Source organism: Novosphingobium sp. SG751A, assembly GCF_013149295.1.
Taxonomy (GTDB): domain Bacteria; phylum Pseudomonadota; class Alphaproteobacteria; order Sphingomonadales; family Sphingomonadaceae; genus Novosphingobium.
On record NZ_JABGCB010000008.1, the window covers coordinates 27,964 to 46,898 of the forward strand.

The window sequence follows — 18,935 nt, forward strand, 5'->3', positions numbered from 1 at the left end:
AAGAACCCGACAGTTGCCTGCCGGGTCCTTTCATGATGTTGCTCTGCCCTCTATCGCAAAACTGTCGGCGGCAATCCGGCCTTTCCCCCAATCGCCTCAATATAGGCCAGCACCGCTTGGGCCCGCTCGCCCGCCGGAACAGGCCGCCCGGGCGGTTCGAACCAGATCGGGATGACCCCGTAATCCACCCGGCCATCCTCGTGCCAGATCACTTCGCCGATCATGCCGTTCACCGCCTCGGGATGAAACGGGGCGATTGGGTAGGCCGGGTCTGGTTCAAACCCGAACATCTTCTTGCGCCGTTCCACCCATTCTGCCCGCGCGGGATGATCCTGCGCGGGCGAGAGCGCATGGGTGACGACACAGCCATTGCCAAGCCCATGAAACACCGGCGAGCCTGCGATCACCTCGATCCCGCGCGCGATATGGGCATGATGGCCCACCACTACGCCCGCGCCCGCCGCCACTGCCGCCGCTGCAAGGGGCCGCTCATAGGGCGCCAGATCGGCGGGCCTATGCGTGATCCCCTTGTGCAGCGCGACGATCACCAGATCGGATGCGGCCCGCGCGCTGCGAATATCGGCCTCCATCGCGGCCTGCGATGCCGGGTCAATATGCACCAGATCGGCCTGAGGGCGGCTGGCGCTGCCATCCTCAGGCGTCACGCGGACATAGGCGCAGCCGGGCCTGCCCGGTCCCGCCCAGCTCAATTCCGGCCCCACGCAATTATAGCTGAGCAAGGCGATCCGCCTGTCGCCCGCCGCGATGAACACCGGCGCGCGCGCCGCGTCCAGATTGACGCCCGCCCCGGCATGGGCGATCCCGTTGCGATCCAGCCCTGCCATCGTCTCGGCCAGACCCACTGGGCCGCAATCCATCATATGGTTGCCCGCCATGCTGACCGCCGTAATCCTGGCGCGGGCCAGCGCGTCGAGATGGGCCGGATCGGCGCCGGGTGCGGGCACATCGCCGGGCACTTCCTCCTGACAGGTCGTATAGGGCACCTCCAGATGCCCGATCACCACATCGCCCCCGCACAGGATCGGCGCAATGCCTGACAGCCAATGGTCCGGCTCGGGCACATCAAGGATGAGATCGCCCAGCAGCAATATCCGCGTTGCGCTCATCCGATCACCCCTTCCATGCGCAGGATGGCAATCGCTGCCGCGTCCATCCCCATCTGTTCCAGCACAGCATCGCCATCCGCGCCCAGCACCGGCACCGCACCGGCATCGCCCCCAGCGCAAAAATCCGGCCCCATGCCCAAGCCCAGCACCGCCAGAGGCCGATCATGGCCCGGCAGTCGCGCGCGCGAAATCAGCCCCCGCTGCGCTATATGGGGGGTGCTCAAAATGTCGCCGATCTCGCCGATCCGCGCGGCGGGAACGCCCGCCTGCGTCAAGCGATCATCCAATTCCTGCGCCGAATATTTCAACATCTCCTGCGTCAGCCAGCCCTTGAGCGCGGCATAATGCTCCACCCGGGCGCGGTGATCGACAAAGCGCGGATCGTGGATCATTTCGCCCGCGCCAAGGGCGGCGAACAGCGCTTCGATCTGATGCTGATGATTGGCGCCAAGGGCAATCCAGCCATCGGCGCAGGCGTAATATTCCGAGGTCGCCACAAGGCGAAAGCCGCGATTGCCCGTCCCCTTGGGCGAGGCCCCGGTATAGTCCCAGACTGAGGCCGAAGCGCCCATGATTTTGAGCGCCGCATCGATCATCGCCACATCCAGCTTCTCGCCTGTGCCGGTCATATCCCGCCGCCGCAAGGCCGCCAGCACGCCCATCGCGCCAAGGTATCCGGTGAAACTGTCCACCACCGGAATGCCGATTTTCAGCGGCCCATCGGCGGTGGCATTCATCATCGCCATGCCCGATGTGGCCTGCGCTATATGGTCATAGGCGCCGCGATCCTTCAAATCTCCGCTTTGGCCAAAACCGGAGAGCGAGAGCCAGATCAGGCGCGGATTGAGCGCGGACAAAGCCTCAAACCCAAGCCCCAGCCGCGCCATCACGCCGGGGCGGAAATTCTCCACCACCACATCTACCTGCGCCGCCAGATCGCGCGCGATTGCCACTCCGCGCGCGTCCTTCAGGTTCAGCGCCAGACTGCGCTTGCCCGCATTGACCGCGGCAAAGGGCACCGACATGCCCGGCAAACCGGCATGTTCGGTGTAGTGGCGGAAATCATCGCCCTTTTGCGGCGGCTCGATCTTGATGACCTCGGCCCCCAATTGCGCCAGCGTCATCGTGGCGGTCGGCCCGGCGATGGCATGGGTGAAATCCAGCACGCGAATGCCCGAAAGCGGCATCATTGTCTCTCTCCTGCATCCAGCGCCCCGCTGGCGGCAATCAAGGCCGGGTCAAAGCCCAGCTCGGTCAGGATCGCCTGATTGTCGGCCCCGGCGTGTCCCGCAGGACGCGGCGGCACGCTGCGCGTTTCGGACAGGCCGAAGGGCAGGCTCAATTGCGTCACCGGTTCCTGCCCCGGCACGTCCACCTCCATGATGCGCCCGCGCGCGCGGTGGTGGGGATGGGCAATCGCTTCGGCCATGGAATAGACCGGCATGGCCTGCGTATCGGCTTGCGCCAGAATGGCCGCCCATTCGTCGCGAGGGCGCGTTTGCATGATGGCGGCGATCTGCGCCTGCATCATCGGATGCTGGTCGGTGCGGTGCTGCATCCCGGCGAAATCGGGCCGCCCGATGGCTTCGCAAAAACGCCGCCAATAGGCCGGCTCCATATCGGTGGTGCAGAGATATTGCCCATCGGCGCATTCCCAGACCCCGCCCTTTGGGTGCCATTGCCCCGGCGGCGGCGCTGCATCGGGATCGTCATAGCGCCCCATCGACACGGCCAGCAGCGGCAGGCAAGCATCCGCCATCGCCACATCCACATGCTGCCCCCGCCCGCTGCGGTCCCGCGCGGCAAGGGCCAGCAGCATGGCGATCGTCCCCTGCGCCCCGGTCAGCACATCGGCCACCTGCAAGCCGGGCAGGGAAGGGGTGGGCAGGCCATTGATACGCGACAAAGCCCCCGCCAGCGCCAGCGCCAGCGGATCATGCCCCGCGCGCCCCGCCATCGGCCCGCTTTGTCCGGCAAAACTGACCGAGAGATAGACAAGCTCGGGGTTGAGCGCGAGCATCCGCCCCGCGCCAAACCCCATGCTTTCCATCACGCCGGGGCGGTAATCCTCGATCAGCACATCGGCCCCGGCGATCAATTTTTCCAGCACGGGCCGGGCCGCCTCATGGCCGGGGTTGATCTTCAGGCTGCGCTTGCCGCGCGTATAGGAGGGGCGGGCGCGGCGGCGCAGGGCGGCGGCCTCATCCTCGTCCTTGCCAAACATCGCCTCGGCCTTGGCCAGTTCGCGCGGGTGTTCGATCCGCACCACATCCGCGCCCATATCGGCGGCCACCCAACTGGCATAGGCGGCCGGGAGAAAGCGGCTGAAATCGACCACTTTGAGGCCGGTTAAAGCGGTCATCTTTGCGCTGCCCGCTTGGCAGCTTTTTGGCCCGCCGCGCCCTCGATAAATGTGGTGATCGCCGCCTCAATCGCCGCGCCATCCTCGCCCTCGCGGTTGAAATTGTCGGCTGTCAGCTCCAGCACCGGAAAGCCCGCCTCGCGCAAAGCCCGCACTACAAAGGGATCGGCGTCCGACAAAGCGACCACCCCGTCGATGGTGTGGGTCTGCGCCTCATGCACATGCCACGGCCCGGCCCATGTCGGCATCCGCAGCTCATCGCCCATAGTGATACAGCGCGAGGCCAATGCGCGCAGGGCGTCCTTACCCTCGATATCGCGGATATAGCCATCGGCGGCCAGCGCCAGATACATTGACCAGACGAAGACCGCGCCATGGCTCTCTTCCCACTTCTGGTAGAAGCCCATCTCGCTCCACAGACCCCGGCCCACCCACATCAGACGGACCTTTTCGCCTTCGCAGGCGGCCAATCCGGCATCGACCCGCGCTTTGACCTCTTCATAAAAGGCCCGCGCCGCATCGCGCGCCCATTCCGTACCGCGATGCCATTGCGGCACCATCGTGGCAGGCATGGAGTCGACAATTCCGATAGGGGCCGGGACAGTCCGCGCGATCAGGTCGCGGGTCTTGCGGTAATAATCCTCCTGCTCATTCACCAGATCCATCACGGCGCGAAAGCGGGCCTCGTCAAAGCGGCGCCCGGTCTTGGCCTCGATCCCGGCGATCACCTCGCGCAATTCCGCTGTCATCAGGTCGATGCGTTCAGGTTCGAGCGCTTCCTCCCAATGGTCGGGCAGGCGCGCCCACCAGTCGCCGTAAAGATCCATGCGCGGATCATTGCTCTTTTCATAGACGAAGGGCGTGGCCCCGGTCACCTGCGCCCATTGCGCAAAGATGCGCGCGGTCGGCTCGCTGGTGGCGACGGCATGGACGAAATCGGGCCGGGGCAATCCACCCCAAGGCGCATTTTCGGCGTCCTCGTCAAAGGCGGCGGCAATGCCTTGCGCGGAATAGGCCTCGACATTGGCGGGATAGTGATGGTCGCGCAGAAGGGTTTGGTATCGGCCAGATTGCTGCTTGGCCGCGACGATGGAGGCCCACCATTGGTTGACGACAAAGGGTATGTCGAGCGCGCGCAGGATCTCCTGCGGGGCATTGGCGTTGACCATGGCAAAGGGGCTGCCCGCCGCGACTTTGGCGCGCAGATCGGCAAACCATTCGCGCTGATAAGCATTGAAACTGGCGACGGATTCCAGTGATTTGCGGCTGCGCTTTTCGCCTTTGGGCGGCGGCGCGGCGCGGGCCGGTTTGGGCGCGCGGGGCGGTTCTGCCTCGCCGCGCAGCGCGCGCAGGAAGCGCGCATCAGGCAGCGCATCGCATCGCAGCGCGGTGAATGCGATGTCGGGTAATGCGCGGCGGATCGCGGCCTCCTGCCAAGGCGCGGCCTCATCGCCGCCGATGGACAGGTGCAGCACAGCCTGCGCCCCGCAGGCGGTCGCGGCGGCGGCGATGCGGCGGCCCCCCTCCATGTCGATGCGCGGGGGGCATGGGGCGTGGGCAAAGGGTTGGCCCCATGCGTGATCCTCGCCCACGATGATCCAGCCTGCGGCCTCGATGGCCGTGTAAAGTTCGAGGCCTTCATGCGGCGTGCCGGTGATGAACAGACGGCGGCCCGGAATTTCGGGTGCGGCCACAAGGTCCACCAGCAATTCCTGAAGCGCCGAATTGTAATCGGCCGGATGCAGGATGGCGCTTGCGCCGATCACGGCCAGCGCGTCGGTCCCGCTGATCCGCCGCCGCCGCCGCGCCTCGCCCAGCGCGTCGAGCAGATGGGCCTGATGGGCGAGCAGGGCCTGCGCATCCTCGGTTGAAAAACCGCCGATGCCCGCCAGCCAATCGTCCATCTGCGCCATGCGCGCTTCATTATAGACCATGGATGCCATGCGCGGCAGGTGCAGCAAATCGAGGAAGTGCATGGGCCGGGGCACAGCCTCGCCCTGCCGCCCAAGTTCGCGCAGGGCGGCGAAGATTTGCGGCTGTTCGCCATCGGCGGCGGTGATGAGCAGCGGCGTGCCATCCCATGACAGCAGGCTTTCCAGCAGGCATTTTCCGCGATGGCCCATGGTGGCATGGCCCATCACCGCATCGGCGCGGGGCGTGGCGGCATGGCGGGCGGCAACCAGCCGCACCGGCTGAAACCCGGCGGCCAGAATCGCGGCGCGCGGCGCGTCAAAGCCCAGCGTGCGGATGATCGGCGCGCGTGCGGGTGTGTTCAATGGATCGGCATAGGCCTGATGGAATAGCGAGAGCATCAGATCACGCCTTCGCTTTTCAGCCGCGCGACATCCTCTGGCGTCAGGCCGAGATACTCTGCGTAAACATCCTCATTATGCTGACCGATATGGACGGGCAGGGCATCGTCGAACCCGGTGCTGGCGGCGGAGAACTGGATGGGGATGCCCGCCGTGCGCAGATCGACATTCGAGCCATAGGTGGGATGTTCGACCGCCATGGTTTCATGGCGCTCGACCACGCGGGGATCGACCAGAGCGTCCTCCGGATGGCGAACCGGGGCGACAGGGACGCCGCGTTCTTCGAGCAGGCGGCAGACCTGCGCTACGGGCAACTGGCGGCTCCAGGCGTTGATCGTGGCTTCCAGCACTTCGGCATTGGCCACGCGGGCGTCACGGTTGGCGAAGCGCGGGTCATCGCCAAGCTCGCGCGCGCCCATCGCGTCGAACAATCCGCGCGCCAGCGGTTCATGCACCGCCACCACCGCCACATAGCCATCGGCGCATTCAAACACGCCAAAGGGCGAGAGGCGCTGAACCGTAAGGCCCGTGCGCGCGGGCATCCCGGCGGCGGCCATCGCGGACCAGTTTTCAATCGCCACAAACGAGGTTAAAGCCCCCAGCATCGACACGTCCACATGCTGGCCAACGCCCGTGCGATGGCGCTGTTCGATGGCGGCAAGGATGCCGATCACGGTGAACACCGGGGCCAGCATATCGGCAATCGGAATGCCGATGCGCACGGGCGGATGGCCCGGCTCGCCGCTGGTGAACATCGCGCCCGAAAGCGCCTGAATGATGACATCCATCGCCTTGCCCGAACGGTCATTCGCGCCAAAGCCCGAGAGCGAGGCAAAGACGATGCGCGGGTTGACCTGCGCGCAGGCCTCATAGCCCACGCCAAGCCGGTCCGCCGTGCCTGCGGTGAAATTTTCCACCACAATGTCGGCCTTGGCCACCAGATCCATGAACAGCTTCTTGCCCTCGGGACGTTTCAGATTGAGCGAGACGCCATATTTGCCCCGCGCCCGCGTGAGGTGGGACAGCGAAATGTCATCCTCATGCGCGCGCTCGACCATGATGCCGTCGCGGCCCAGATAGGGGCTGTTTTCGCGGGCAAGGTCGCCGTCCTGTGGTTCCTCGATCTTGATGACCTTGGCGCCAAGCCCCGCCAGCAGCAGCGTGGCATAAGGCCCGGCCAGCGCGCGGGTGAGGTCAAGAACGGTCAGGCCTTCAAGCGGGCGCGTGGTATCAGTCATGGGGCATATCCTTGGTGCAGCGGGTCTGGCCGCCGGCAATGAGGGCTTGGGCGGCGCGGAACACCGGCTCGCCATCGATGCCGACGGCCGAAAGGCGGCGGGCCTGATCGAGGGCAAAGCGGTTATAGAGCGCATCGAAACGGGTCTGGTCGGCGGCGGGCAGGGGGATGATGGTCACCCCGTGGTCCTGTGCAAAGGCGATGCCGGCCTTTTCCGCCTTGGCATTGTTGGCGTTCAATTGCGCCTCCCACTTGGGCTTGGCGGCGTCGAGCAGGGTTTGCAGATCGGGCGGCAGGCGGCGCCAGGCGATGTCGGACATGGCGCGCGCCGGGTATCCGCCACGGCTGAGGCGCAGCGTGGTGAAATAATGGGCGACCTCGGAGAAATGCAGGCTCTTGATCGTGTCGGCGGGCGCGACAACGCCGTCGATCACACCCTTGGCCAAGGCGGAATAGACCTCGGCCATGGGCATGTTGACCGGATCGGCCCCCAGCGCGCGCAGCACGTCGATGCTGTCGGTCTGGGCGCGCAGACGCAGGCCCTTGAGATCGGCCAGTGTCCGCACAGGACGATTGCGCGTCATGATGCCGGGGAAATTCCCCCCTTGAACCGCCAGCACATGAAGGCCCGACAGTTCATTCGACAATTGCGGAAAGCGCGCGGCCAGACAGTCATAGACCCCGACCTGATCCTCCATGGTTTTCACGCCGCCGTAAAAGCCCGCCTGCGCGCGTTGCAGATGGACCCCGCCGCGCGTGTAAATTGGCGTGATCAGGCCGACGTCGGCAAGGCCATGGCGGATCTCGCTGATGCTCATGTCCGAGGAAATCAGCGCGCCTGACCAATAAGGCTTGAAGGCGATACGCCCGCCGCTGTCCTTTTCCACCTGATGCATCCAGGCGATGTCGGCTTTGCTGAAAGGATGGGTGGGCGGATAGGGGCTGGCATAGGTCAGCGTATATTCCGCTTTGGGTGCGGACGAGGAGCAACCCGACAGCAGCGCGGCCATAGCGATAACGAGTGTTTTGCGCATGGGATCAGGCCCCCATCATCTTGGGCAGCCACAGTGCCATGGCCGGAAAGGCAATGATCGCGGCCAGATGGAAGAAGTCGGCAACGAGGAAGGGGATCACCCCCCGGAAAATCGTGCCCAGCGAGAGATCCTTGGCCACGCCCTGCAACACATAGATGTTGAGGCCCAGCGGCGGGTGGACAAAGCCCAGTTCCATCGTGCGGACAAGGAAGATGCCGAACCAGATCGGGCTGTAGCCCAGATGCTCGGCAATCGGCAGGAAGATGGGGGTGGTCAGCAGCATCAACGCCACGCCGTCAAGGAAGCTGCCCAGCAAAAGCAGCACCAGCGTCATGACCACGATGGCCAGAACCGGGCTGGCATGCAGGCCGATCACCGCGCCCGACATTGCCTCGGTGATGCCGGTGATCGAGATGAAGGTGGCGAACAGCATCGCCCCGATGATGATGACATAGATCATGCCCGCCGTGCGCAAGGTGGCATGGGCGGACTGACGCAGCGCCGCAATGGTAAAGCCCCCGCGCAGGGCCAGCAGGCCGAGTGATGCCACCACGCCGACCGAGGCGGCCTCTGTCGGCGTGAACCACCCGATCATCAGCCCGCCGATGACGAAGGTGATCATCGTGACAATATCGGCGATCTTGGCCAGCGCGCGCAGGCGCTCGCCCCATGTCGCGCGGGTGCTGGCCGGGCCAAGCGCGGGGTTGATGGTGCAGAGAATGATGATGGTGATGAGATAGGAGATCGCTTGCGTCGCCACCGGGATCAGCGAGGCGGCGAACAGTTTGCCGATGGATTGTTCGGCAATGATGCCAAACACGATCAGCGCCCCCGACGGCGGCACCAGCGAACCCAGCGTGCCCCCCGCCGCCAGAGCGCCCGCGGCAAAACCGGGGTTATAGCCCGCCTTGCGCATTTCGGGCAGGGCGACGGAGGAAATCGTGGCGACCGTGGCCAGCGACGAGCCGGAAATCGCGCCAAACCCCGCGCAGCCGCCAATCGAGGCGAGCGCCAGACCGCCCCGCCGATGCCCGACAAAGCGCGCCGCCACGGCAAAGAAATCGCGGCTGGCCCCGGCGGCGAAACAGATATGCGCCATCAACAGAAAGAGCGGCAGCACACCCAGTTCGTATTTGGAAATCACCTCATAGGAAACGACCCCGGCCTTGATGAGCGCGGCCTCGGGCGCGATCATTACTGCCATGCCGCCGATCCCGGCCAGCATCAGCCCGATGCCGATCGGCACTCCGCCCGCCAGCATGGCCAGCAGCAGGACAATGCCAATGCCGCCAATCAGTTCCGGGCTCATGCCTCGCCTCCATCATTCTGGAAGGCCTGGCGCAGGAAAAGCGCGGCGATGGCGAAACTGGCCACCAGCCACAGCGCGCGCAGCCAGCGGATCGGGATCTGAAGCAATTCGGTCATTTCATACCCGTTCCACAGGTCGCTCATCACCCATGCCGTGCCGATGGCTATGCCCAGAAACACGGCTGCGCTGACCACTGACATGATCCGGCGCAGCAGGGCCGCGGTTTGGGCGGAGAGGCGCGAAGTGACCATGTGAACGCTTGCATGATGGCGCTCAAGCGTGGCGTAAAGCATGGCTCCGGCGCCCAGAAAGACGATTCCCGTCTGCGTCAATTCGATGGAGCCGAGCAGATGCAGCCCCAGATGGCGCCCCGCCACGGCAATGAAATCCGACGATGCTGTCAATCCCAGCCCGATCGCGCCCAATCCATAGGCGATGGGGCGCAATACAGAAGGTCTGGCATCATCGCCATCGGGAATGCCATGCGGCGGTGGTGCGGGCATCTTGTTCTCTTCCCTTGGTGCCGGCTTGCTTGAATGGCCGGGTCTTTGCGGCGGTGGCCGGTATTGACATCACGTTGACATCACCTTGCGTCAGGCGTCTAATAGCCGAGTCACCGAGAAGGTAGATTAATTCAATCGTTGAATATGTCAACTAAATGGGATCGGGCTTGAGAATGAGTAAGGCAGAGACGGCAACTGGCGTGAAACTGGGGCGGCTGGGCGATTATGTCGGCTTTCGCCTGCGCCGGGTGCAAAATCAGCTCTCGCGCGATTTCGTCAATGCCACGGCCAATCGCGGCCTGCGCTCGGGCCTGTTTTCCTCGCTGGCGCTGATCTCGGCCAATCCGGGGATTTCACAGGCCGAACTTTCGCGCGAAATCGCCATGGATAAGTCGGTAACCGTGAGCTTGTTGGATGATCTGGAGCGCCGGGGCTGGGCCGCGCGCAAGCGTTCAACCCAGGATCGGCGGCGCCATGCGCTTTATATCACGCCCGAGGGCGAGCGCGAACTGGAGGAAATTTTCGCGGTTGTTTCGACCACAGAGAATGCCGTGCTGCACCAGCTTTCTCCTGCCGAATTGATGTTGCTCAGTGAATTGCTCGACCGGATGTATGCGGTGTGCGTGCGCGAAGAGTGAGAGGTGGAAACGCTGCAGCGCGGCAAATTGATCCATAAAAAATATAGTTGACTCATTCAACCAATTTGCGCATCTTCATCCTCAAGAACGCATAAGTTCCGTCTGGCAAGGCCGAATCCGGCCACCGGCTTGTGAGGAGAGGAAAGGTGCCCACCATCACGCGGCATTGTGCATTCATCTCGCTCAGCGGACTGCAACTGTAATCGCTTGCAATTCTTGGGAGGATGCCATGAACCATCGTAAGTTCCGCGCAGCCGTGCTTGCCAGCACGGTTCTGGCCGGGGCGCTTTCTGCTCCTGCCGTATCGGCGCAGGAAGCCAATAACGCCGACATCATCGTCACCGGCAGCCGCGTGCGCGGCGAGGCGCCCATCGGTTCGACCGTCACCGCCCTGTCGAATGCCGACATCGCCGCCACGGGCCGCGTTACCATCGATCGCGCGATCCGTGATCTGCCGCAGGTGTTCGACCTTGGTGTTTCGGAAAATTCGCGCGGGCAATCGGGCGGCGCAGGCAATATCGTCTATTCAAACTCGATCAACCTGCGCGGCATCGGGCCGAACGCCACGCTGATCATCGTCGATGGGCACCGCGTCACCAACAACAGCCGGTCGATCGACCCTTCGACCCTGCCGACGCTTGGTGTTGAACGCATCGAGGTGGTGGCCGACGGCGCCTCGGCCATTTACGGTTCGGACGCGGTGGCGGGTGTGGTCAATCTGATCCCGCGCCGCAGCCTCAACGGGCTGGAAGTCACCGCGCGCGGCGGCATCGCGTCGGACGGGGCGTATAATGAAAAGATGGCGGGCGCGGCCTATGGCCATAAGTTCGACCAGGGCCAGTTCATGGTCGCCTATGAACATGTCGAAAAGTCGAACCTGAGCGGTTCGGATCGACCCTTCTTCACCTCTAACCAGACGCGCTTTGGCGGCAATGACTATTCGGTCACGCGCTGCAACCCCGGCACGATTACGGCGGGCGGCGTCAATTACGCCATTCCGGCGGGCGGCGTCACCAGCCCATCACAATTGACCGCAGGCACCAGCAACAAGTGCGACGACCTGCAGGGGCAGGACCTGATCCCGCGCCAGAAGTATGATTCGGCCAACATGACCGGCAATTTCAAGGTCACCGACTGGCTCGAATTCTTCGTCGACGGCTTCTATTCCTATCGCTCCTTCTACCGCCTGCCGGCCTACAGCAGCGCAACGCTGACCGTGCCGCAGACCAATGCCTTCTTTGTGCGGCCCACAGGCTTTACCGGCACGTCCTATACGCTGGGCTATAATTTCTCGGGCGATGTGGCGCGCAATGCCAGCTATGGTCATTCGGAAAGCTGGCAGATCACGCCGGGGGTGAAAATCAAGCTGCCCAAGAACTGGCAGTTCGAGGCATTGGTGGGCAAGGGGCGCACCTATGACATTTCGATCAGTACGCTGGGCACGAACAATGGCGCGCTGAACGCTGCGCTGGCCAGCAGCAATCCGGCCACCGCCTTTGACCCCTATGGGCTTGGCCGCACGTCGGCCGCTACGCTGGCGGGCATTTTCAATCAGGTGTTCTATGCGCCCACCATCGGCCATTTCGTCGGTTACGAGGCGCGGGTGAATGGGCCGCTGTTCAATCTGCCGGCCGGACAGGTCAAGCTGGCCGCCGGTTATGAAGGCCAGGAATTCAACGTCTCGTTGGGCAGCCAGCGCGGCAATCCGGGGGTGGCCTATACCTGGACCAATCCGGGGCGGCGGGTGGATTCGGCCTATGCCGAAGTGGTGATCCCGGTGTTCGGGCCGGACAATGCGGTGCCGGGTCTGCGCAAGCTGGAGATTGATGCGGCGATCCGTTACGACAAATATTCCGATGTGGGTTCGACCCATAATCCCAAATTCGGCGTCAACTGGAAGCCGGTGGACAGTCTGACCCTGCGCGGGTCCTACGGCACCTCTTTCCGCGCGCCGACCTTGCCGCAGATCTACGGCAATTCGAACGGCCTTTTCGTTCAATCCTATCAGAACCCCACCGGAGGCGCGCCGATCACGGGGGTGGCGCTGTCGGGCGGCAATATCAACCTCAAGCCGGAAACGGCCACAACATGGTCGGTGGGCGCCGATTTCCAGCCGACGCGGCGGACCAAGTTCTCGCTGACCTATTTCAACGTGGATTACAAAAATCAGGTCATCGCGCTGCTTTCGGATCTCTCGCTGCTCAACCGCGTGTCGCAATATGACGGCACCGGCCTGATCACGCAGGGCGCGGCGGCGGGCGCGCTGGCCGCGCAATATGTGGCGCAGGGGCTGACGGTTTCGGGCGCTTTCCCCGGCGGCAGCCCGAGCAATGTGACCCTGTTTGTCGATGGGCGCAGCCAGAATCTGGGTCGTTCGATCACGCGCGGCCTCGATTTCACGGCCAGCCATGTGATCGACACCGACAAGGCCGGTCGCTTCACTCTGTCTGCCAGCGGCACCTATAATCTGGGCTTCAAGACGCAGCAGGCGCCCGCCGCGCCATTCATCAGCCAGCTCAACCTGATTTTCCAGCCGCTCAAATTCCGCGCCCGCGCCAGCGTGAACTGGGAAATGGATCGCTGGGGCATCCTGCTGCGCGCAACGCATGTGGGCGGATACACGAACAATGCGATCAGCACGCCGCAGGCGGTGAAGAGCTATACTCCGATTGATGCGGTGATCAATTTCAAGGTGGGCGAGATGGACAATCCCTTCAATCTGGGGCTGGAAATCCGCAATGTGTTCAACATCAAGCCACCCTATGTGAACATCGCGCCCAGCTCGAACGGCAGCGGCGGCTATGACGCCACCGCGTCCGACCCGATCGGCCGCCTGATCGCGGTCAGCGCGCGGAAGAAGTTCTGATGCGGTCCGCGTTCCTTGCCGGCGCCATGGTGCTGGCCGGAGCCGGGTCTGTTGTGGGGGGAGTGGCGGGGGCGCAGGCTCCCGCCACTCTGGCTCCTGCGGCAGCGGCATCCAGCTTTGGGTACTATCAGCCGCCCAAGACCTATACTTCCCAGATCAAGCAGAGCTTCTATGTGCGGATGCGCGACGGCACGCGACTGGCCGTTACGGTCGCGCGACCTGCGGTGGATGGGCGGCCTGTCGAGGGGCGCTTCCCCGTCATCTGGCACCACACTCTGTCCGCCACGCAGGAGGCTGCCGATGGCACCGGCCCGCGTGCGGCGGGGTTCCGCTCGATACCGGGCCTGACCGATTACGGCTATGTCGTGGTGCAGGTCGCCCGGCGCGGCAATGGGCAGAGCTTCGGCACGATGCGCGGCTATCACGAGCGCAACGAGGATGCCGATGCCTATGAGATGATCGACTGGTTGGCCGATCAGCCATGGTCGAACGGCATCGTCGGCCAATATGGTTGTTCAAACACCGGCGATGCGGCGGTCCATGCGATGACGGGGGGCAACCCGCATCTCAAAGCCGTGTTTGCCGGATGTTTCAGCTGGAACAAATATGACGCGATGCGGCGCGGCGGGATCTTCGCCCAATGGGGCACCGGCCCCACCCGCACGATCGAGCAGGACATGGCCATCACCCCCATCGAGGGCGATGAAAACAAGGCCCTGCTGCGCGAGGCCGCCGAGGAGCATCAGCGCGCCACGCCCTTGTTCGAACTGTGGAAATCGCTGCCCTATCGCGACAGTTGGGCGCCCAGTGTCCAGAGCAATTTCTGGGCCGAGGGCAGTGCGTCATCCTATGCCAACCAGATGCGGCGTTCCGGCACCGCGCTCTATGTCGTGGGCGGATGGCGCGATGAATTGCGGGATCAGGGGCTGATCACCTTCCTCAACATTCCCGGCACGCGTATCCTTATCGGTGACTGGCTGCATTGCCAGAACGACGGCTTCGGCCTTGTCGAGGAGGCGCATCGTTTCTTTGACCGGCATCTGAAGGGCATCGACACCGGCATCGACCGCGATCCGCCGATCCATTATTTCACCGACGGCACCGGCGAATGGCGCAGCGCGACCGGATGGCCGCTGGCCCAGGCCGCGCAGACCATTTTCAACATCACGCCCAAGGGGCTGGAAACGGGCGCCATCAAACCCGCCCCGCTTACCACCAGCTTTCCCGTCGATTATGCAACGCCCTGCGTGGGCGAGGGCGGTGGCCCCACGATGCAGCCATGCCATCCCAAGGGTGCCGGTTTTTCCGTGGCGGGCAAGGCGCTGGCCGCGCCGGTGGAGGTGACGGGCCACGGGCTGGCCGATGTGTGGATCGCGGCCGATACGCCCGATGCCAACCTCTTCCTTCTGCTGGAGGATGTCGCGCCCGACGGCAGCGTCAAGGTCGTGACCGAGGGCCGCCTCAAGGCATCGCTGCGCAAGACCGACAAGGCACCATGGGCCTTGCCCGGCCTGCCGTGGCATCGCGCCTATGCCGAGGATGCGCAGATGCTGAAACCTGGCGAGCCGGTGCGGATGCAGTTCGACCTCATGCCCACGTCCTATGTCTGGGCCAAGTGGCATCGCATCCAGTTCAGCTTTGCCGGATCGGATTATCGCGAAAGGGCGCGCAACGCCAATGCACAACCCGCGCGCATCACGCTGATCAGCGACGCTGCCCACCCATCGACCGTCAGTTTGCCGGTGGTGAGGCCTTAATTCCTTGTTGGGGCCGGAATGCAAATCCGGCCCCTTCTTCTTGCAGGACCTTTCTATGCATCTTCGCCATGCCTTGCTTGCCACGACTTTGGCCGCTGCCCTGATTGGCCCGCAGGCCGCCGCCCAGCCCTTGCGCTGGAGCGCGCCGGTGCCGCAAACCGCGACATCGCGGATCTTCGCCCCGCTGGTGCTGAACGGCACCAAAGAGGCCGAGGCTCTTGCTCGCGCAGGCTATGTGCAGGAGGAATATTTCATCAACGGCAAGGGCGCGATCTATTCAGAAAAAGAGGATGGCTCGCTCGCCTTGCGTCAGGGCGATGTGCCCTATGCCACGCGCGTCATCCTGATCCGCCCGCGCGATCCCAAGCGTTTCAACGGCATCGTCCATCTGGCGCTGTCGCACCCCAATCTGGCGGGCACGCAATGGGGCCGCATCGACAGCCTCGTGCTGCGGTCGGGCGCTGTCTATGCGCTGGCCATCAACGGCAGCGACGCGCCCAGCCGCAAGGCATCGACTCCGGCCACGCCGATCGCCACCACTGACCTGCCGCAATGGTTCGATGCGCGGCGCTATGCCGGTTTCAACATCCCCAAGGATGACGGCATCCGATGGGACATTATCGGGCAGGTGGCCAGCGCCCTGCGCGATCCGGCCAAGGGCAGCCCGCTGGCTGGCTGGAAAGTGCGCCGCGTCTATGGTTCGGGCTGGTCTTTCCTTGGCAGCCAGTGGCGCAGCTGGATCAATTTCGGTTTCCATGACCGCTATCGTCGCGCCGATGGCTCGCCGGTGATCGACGGCTATCTGATCGGCATTTCGGCGGGCGCGGTGGATGCAGGCCATGTGCCTTTGAACTCGACCGATCCGGTGAAAGACCGTCACCAGCAAAAGCTGAAAATGATCGACGCGCCCGTGATCGAGCTGACCAGCGAGATGGAGGCGATCACCAATATATATCCCCTTCGCGAACAGACAGATGCGGCCAAGGGCGGCTATCGCATCTATGAATTGGGCGGGGTCAGCCATGGCGACAGCGGCGTCACGGGGCAGGTGCGCCCCTCGACATGGCAATTGCTGGAGCGTCGCCATGGCGGGGTCGAGCCGGTGCCGGTCTGCTCGGTCGAGGACAGCGACAGCCCGATGCGCGATGTGGCGCAGGCCGCCCTGGTCAATATCGACCGCTGGGTTTCCACCGGCGTGCCTGCTCCGCGCGCGGAGCGGATGCAGGTGACGGGCAAAGATTACGCCCGCGATGCCTTTGGCAACCCCATCGGCGGGGTGCGCGTGGCGCAACTGGACGTGCCGCTGGTCCGCTATGCCGAACCGCCCGCTTCCATGTGCGGGGGCAAGATCCCGCGCCGCAATCTGAAACGCCTGCCGGTCGATCCGGCGCTGATCGCCCGGACCTATCCGGGCGGGAGGGCCGAATATCTGGCCAAGTTCGACGCGCGGGTGGATGCTTTGGTGGCGGGCCATTGGCTGCTGGCCCCCGATGCGGCGGCGCAAAAGCGCGAGGCGCGCCGTTTTGCCGATCAGGCCTTTGGGCCGGGGCGCGGCACAAAGCCTGAGACCGCCGAGGGTACGTTGCCATCGGGCGCGAAATGGGCGGCGCAGGTTCCGGCCAACTGGAACGGTACGCTGCTGGTCTGGGGCCGGGGCTATTCGGCCAAGCTGGGCGCGCCCGAACTGGCGCCCGCCAATGCCAAGGCGCTGTTGCTGGAAAAGGGTTATGCCTTGCTGGCCAGCGATTATGGCGCGGCAGGCTGGTCGCTGGCCGAGGCGGCGCCCGCACAAGCACAGGCCATCGCCGCTTTTGCCCAGACCTATGGCAAGCCGAAGCGCACCATCGCATGGGGCAATTCGATGGGCGGCCTCGTCACCACGGCTCTGGCCGAGGCGGGCAAGCCAGCGGTGGATGGGGCGATTGCTTTCTGTCCCTCGATTGGCGGCGCGGTGGGGATGATGAATATGGCGCTGGACGGGGCCTATGCGTTCCGTACCCTGACGGCCGACAATGGCCTGCAATTGACCGGCATTGCCGATGATATGGCCAATGGCCAGAAGGCGCAGGCCGCCGTGCAGGCCGCGCTGACCACACCGCAGGGTAGGGCACGTCTGGCGTTGGCGGGCGTCTTGGGCGGCATTCCTGGCTGGACCCGGCGAGACCATTCCCGCCCCGCCGATGGCGATGTTGAGGCGCAGGTCGATGAAATCGGCGCGGCTTTCACCATGGGCATCTTCCTGCCCCGCGCGGATCAGGAAAAGCGCGCCGACGGGGTGTTCTCATGGAACACGGGCGTCGATTACACTGCGCAATTGGCCCAATCGGGCCGCCGCGGCTTTGTTGAGGCACTTTATGCCAAGGCTGGGCTGGATCTCAAGGCGGATCTGGCGCGGCTGGCTGCGGGCGCGCGCGTTTCGGCAAAACCGGCCGCCGTCCAATATATGATGGCCCATTACACGCCGACTGCCAAACCCTCGGTGCCGCTGCTCTCGGTTCAGGCGATGGGGGATGGGGCCACCTCGCCATCCTTGCAGCGGGCCTATGGCGAGGCGGCCAATCCGGGCATGTTCAGCGCCATGTGGCTGGCTCAAGCGGGCCATTGCGGCTTTTCGGGCGAGGTGCTGGTGGCGTCTCTGCGCCAGATGGAAAAGCGTCTGGACAGCGGCGTATGGGATAATCCGGCGACCGGATTTGTTGCCCATACGCCCGCGCCGATGCTGCGGCCCTGTATCCGGGGCCGCAACTGTCGCTGATTAATCCATATGCTTGCGCTCAATGCTCCATCCGGGCGCAACGCAAAGGCGACAGGCCGGGCCGGTAAAGGTCCGGCCTGCGCTTTTATCCCCGCGCAATTGCCATTCCAGCCAATCGACCGAAACCTGCGCCACCGGGCCGCCATAGGGCTTATAGAATGTCCCGCCATGGCCCACCGGCAGGTTGACCAGCGCGGCGGGAACATGGTCGATCCGGGCGAAATCGTCGGTGCCGTTGGGATAGGCAATGTCGCCCGGCCCACCCAGAATATAGATGATGGGCGTGTGAATATCCTTCAGCAGCGCCTTGGTCACATTGATCCCGGCAATGGGGTTGCTGCCATCGGCAAAGACGCCGCTGTTATGGATCAGCACGGCATGGATACGCGGATCGCGGGCCACTTCCAGCGCTTGCAGGCCGCCGCAGCTATGGCCTGCCACGGCGGTCTGCTTCGGGTCGATATGGCCCTTATAAGGGCTGCCCGCCCGCATATTTTCCTTCAGCGCCCAATCGAGCCCCGCCAGTACATCGGCGCTCTTTGTGGGCGAATCCAGACGGCGCGGCGCGCCCGGTACAGGCTCAGGCAATTTCTCGGTGGCGGTGGGGCCCGACATGATGCGGCCCGGCGCGATCACAACATAGCCATGGCTGGCGATTTCCAGCAGATGCTGGCGCGCACTGGCGCCATCCTCCTGACACCCGCCATTGCCCCAGACCAGCACGCCCAGTTTGGCCGCAGGCAGGGTGGCGGGCCGATAGATGACATGGGCAGGCAGGCTGGGGTTGACCTCCATGATGGCGGGATAGGGGCCGGAACCGGGAATATTGGGCAAATTGCGTGCGGCGATCCGCTCTGCCTCTTGCTCTGGCGTCAAGGCGGGGGCGCGGGGCGGCGTTTGTGCAATGGCGGCGCTGGCCATCGCAATCAATGCGGCGGTTAAGGGCAGGCGGTAACGGGGCATCCTTGTCTCCTGTTATTTCGCGAGGGATGGTCGCTGATTTTGCTGTGGATGACAACGCTTGCATCGAATGTT

At 64.3% G+C, this 18,935-nt stretch carries 13 protein-coding genes; 4 read left to right on the forward strand and 9 right to left on the reverse strand.

From position 1 onward, the window contains the following. Window positions 1-50: 50 nt before the first annotated feature. Genes FHW96_RS12115 through FHW96_RS12150 form a run of 8 tightly spaced genes read right to left on the reverse strand, consistent with a single transcriptional unit; the run spans window position 51 to window position 9,884 of the window. Window positions 51-1,127, reverse strand: a complete 1,077-nt coding sequence (locus FHW96_RS12115; protein WP_172340840.1) for a CapA family protein — start codon at window positions 1,125-1,127, stop codon at window positions 51-53. After that, window positions 1,124-2,317, reverse strand: coding sequence for a CaiB/BaiF CoA-transferase family protein (locus FHW96_RS12120; protein ID WP_172340841.1), 1,194 nt, complete (start codon window positions 2,315-2,317; stop codon window positions 1,124-1,126). The genes FHW96_RS12115 and FHW96_RS12120 overlap by 4 nt, the downstream gene beginning before the upstream one ends. Beyond that, on the reverse strand, window positions 2,314-3,489 hold the full coding sequence (locus FHW96_RS12125; protein WP_172340842.1) for a CaiB/BaiF CoA-transferase family protein: 1,176 nt from the start codon (window positions 3,487-3,489) through the stop codon (window positions 2,314-2,316). Before FHW96_RS12125 ends, FHW96_RS12120 begins: the two co-directional genes overlap by 4 nt. Next, the gene (locus FHW96_RS12130; protein ID WP_172340843.1) at window positions 3,486-5,801 is read right to left on the reverse strand and encodes a 2-hydroxyacyl-CoA dehydratase family protein; all 2,316 of its coding nucleotides are present in this window, start codon (window positions 5,799-5,801) and stop codon (window positions 3,486-3,488) included. Before FHW96_RS12130 ends, FHW96_RS12125 begins: the two co-directional genes overlap by 4 nt. Further along, window positions 5,801-7,039: a CaiB/BaiF CoA-transferase family protein gene (locus tag FHW96_RS12135; protein WP_172340844.1), complete on the reverse strand. Its 1,239-nt coding sequence runs from the start codon at window positions 7,037-7,039 to the stop codon at window positions 5,801-5,803. Before FHW96_RS12135 ends, FHW96_RS12130 begins: the two co-directional genes overlap by 1 nt. Next, on the reverse strand, window positions 7,032-8,072 hold the full coding sequence (locus FHW96_RS12140) for a TRAP transporter substrate-binding protein (RefSeq protein WP_172340845.1): 1,041 nt from the start codon (window positions 8,070-8,072) through the stop codon (window positions 7,032-7,034). The genes FHW96_RS12135 and FHW96_RS12140 overlap by 8 nt, the downstream gene beginning before the upstream one ends. Before the next feature lie 4 nt (window positions 8,073-8,076). Further along, window positions 8,077-9,381, reverse strand: a complete 1,305-nt coding sequence (locus FHW96_RS12145) for a TRAP transporter large permease (protein WP_172340846.1) — start codon at window positions 9,379-9,381, stop codon at window positions 8,077-8,079. Continuing rightward, window positions 9,378-9,884: a TRAP transporter small permease gene (locus FHW96_RS12150; protein WP_172340847.1), complete on the reverse strand. Its 507-nt coding sequence runs from the start codon at window positions 9,882-9,884 to the stop codon at window positions 9,378-9,380. The genes FHW96_RS12145 and FHW96_RS12150 overlap by 4 nt, the downstream gene beginning before the upstream one ends. Before the next feature lie 173 nt (window positions 9,885-10,057). On the opposite strand from FHW96_RS12150, the gene FHW96_RS12155 reads away from it, so the two are divergent. The 4 genes from FHW96_RS12155 (at window position 10,058) to FHW96_RS12170 (ending at window position 17,900) form a co-directional block, all read left to right on the forward strand. Beyond that, window positions 10,058-10,522 (forward strand): MarR family winged helix-turn-helix transcriptional regulator, encoded by a 465-nt coding sequence (locus tag FHW96_RS12155; protein ID WP_172340848.1) that lies wholly within the window; start codon window positions 10,058-10,060, stop codon window positions 10,520-10,522. Between the two features lie 229 nt (window positions 10,523-10,751). Continuing rightward, window positions 10,752-13,388, forward strand: a complete 2,637-nt coding sequence (locus FHW96_RS12160) for a TonB-dependent siderophore receptor (protein WP_172340849.1) — start codon at window positions 10,752-10,754, stop codon at window positions 13,386-13,388. Next, on the forward strand, window positions 13,388-15,145 hold the full coding sequence (locus tag FHW96_RS12165) for a CocE/NonD family hydrolase (protein WP_172340850.1): 1,758 nt from the start codon (window positions 13,388-13,390) through the stop codon (window positions 15,143-15,145). The genes FHW96_RS12160 and FHW96_RS12165 overlap by 1 nt, the downstream gene beginning before the upstream one ends. Window positions 15,146-15,200: 55 nt before the next feature. Further along, window positions 15,201-17,900, forward strand: coding sequence for an alpha/beta hydrolase domain-containing protein (locus FHW96_RS12170; RefSeq protein ID WP_172340851.1), 2,700 nt, complete (start codon window positions 15,201-15,203; stop codon window positions 17,898-17,900). Here the strand turns inward: FHW96_RS12170 and FHW96_RS12175 are convergent, their stop codons facing one another. After that, on the reverse strand, window positions 17,901-18,863 hold the full coding sequence (locus FHW96_RS12175; protein ID WP_253950912.1) for a hypothetical protein: 963 nt from the start codon (window positions 18,861-18,863) through the stop codon (window positions 17,901-17,903). Between the last annotated feature and the right edge of the window lie 72 nt (window positions 18,864-18,935).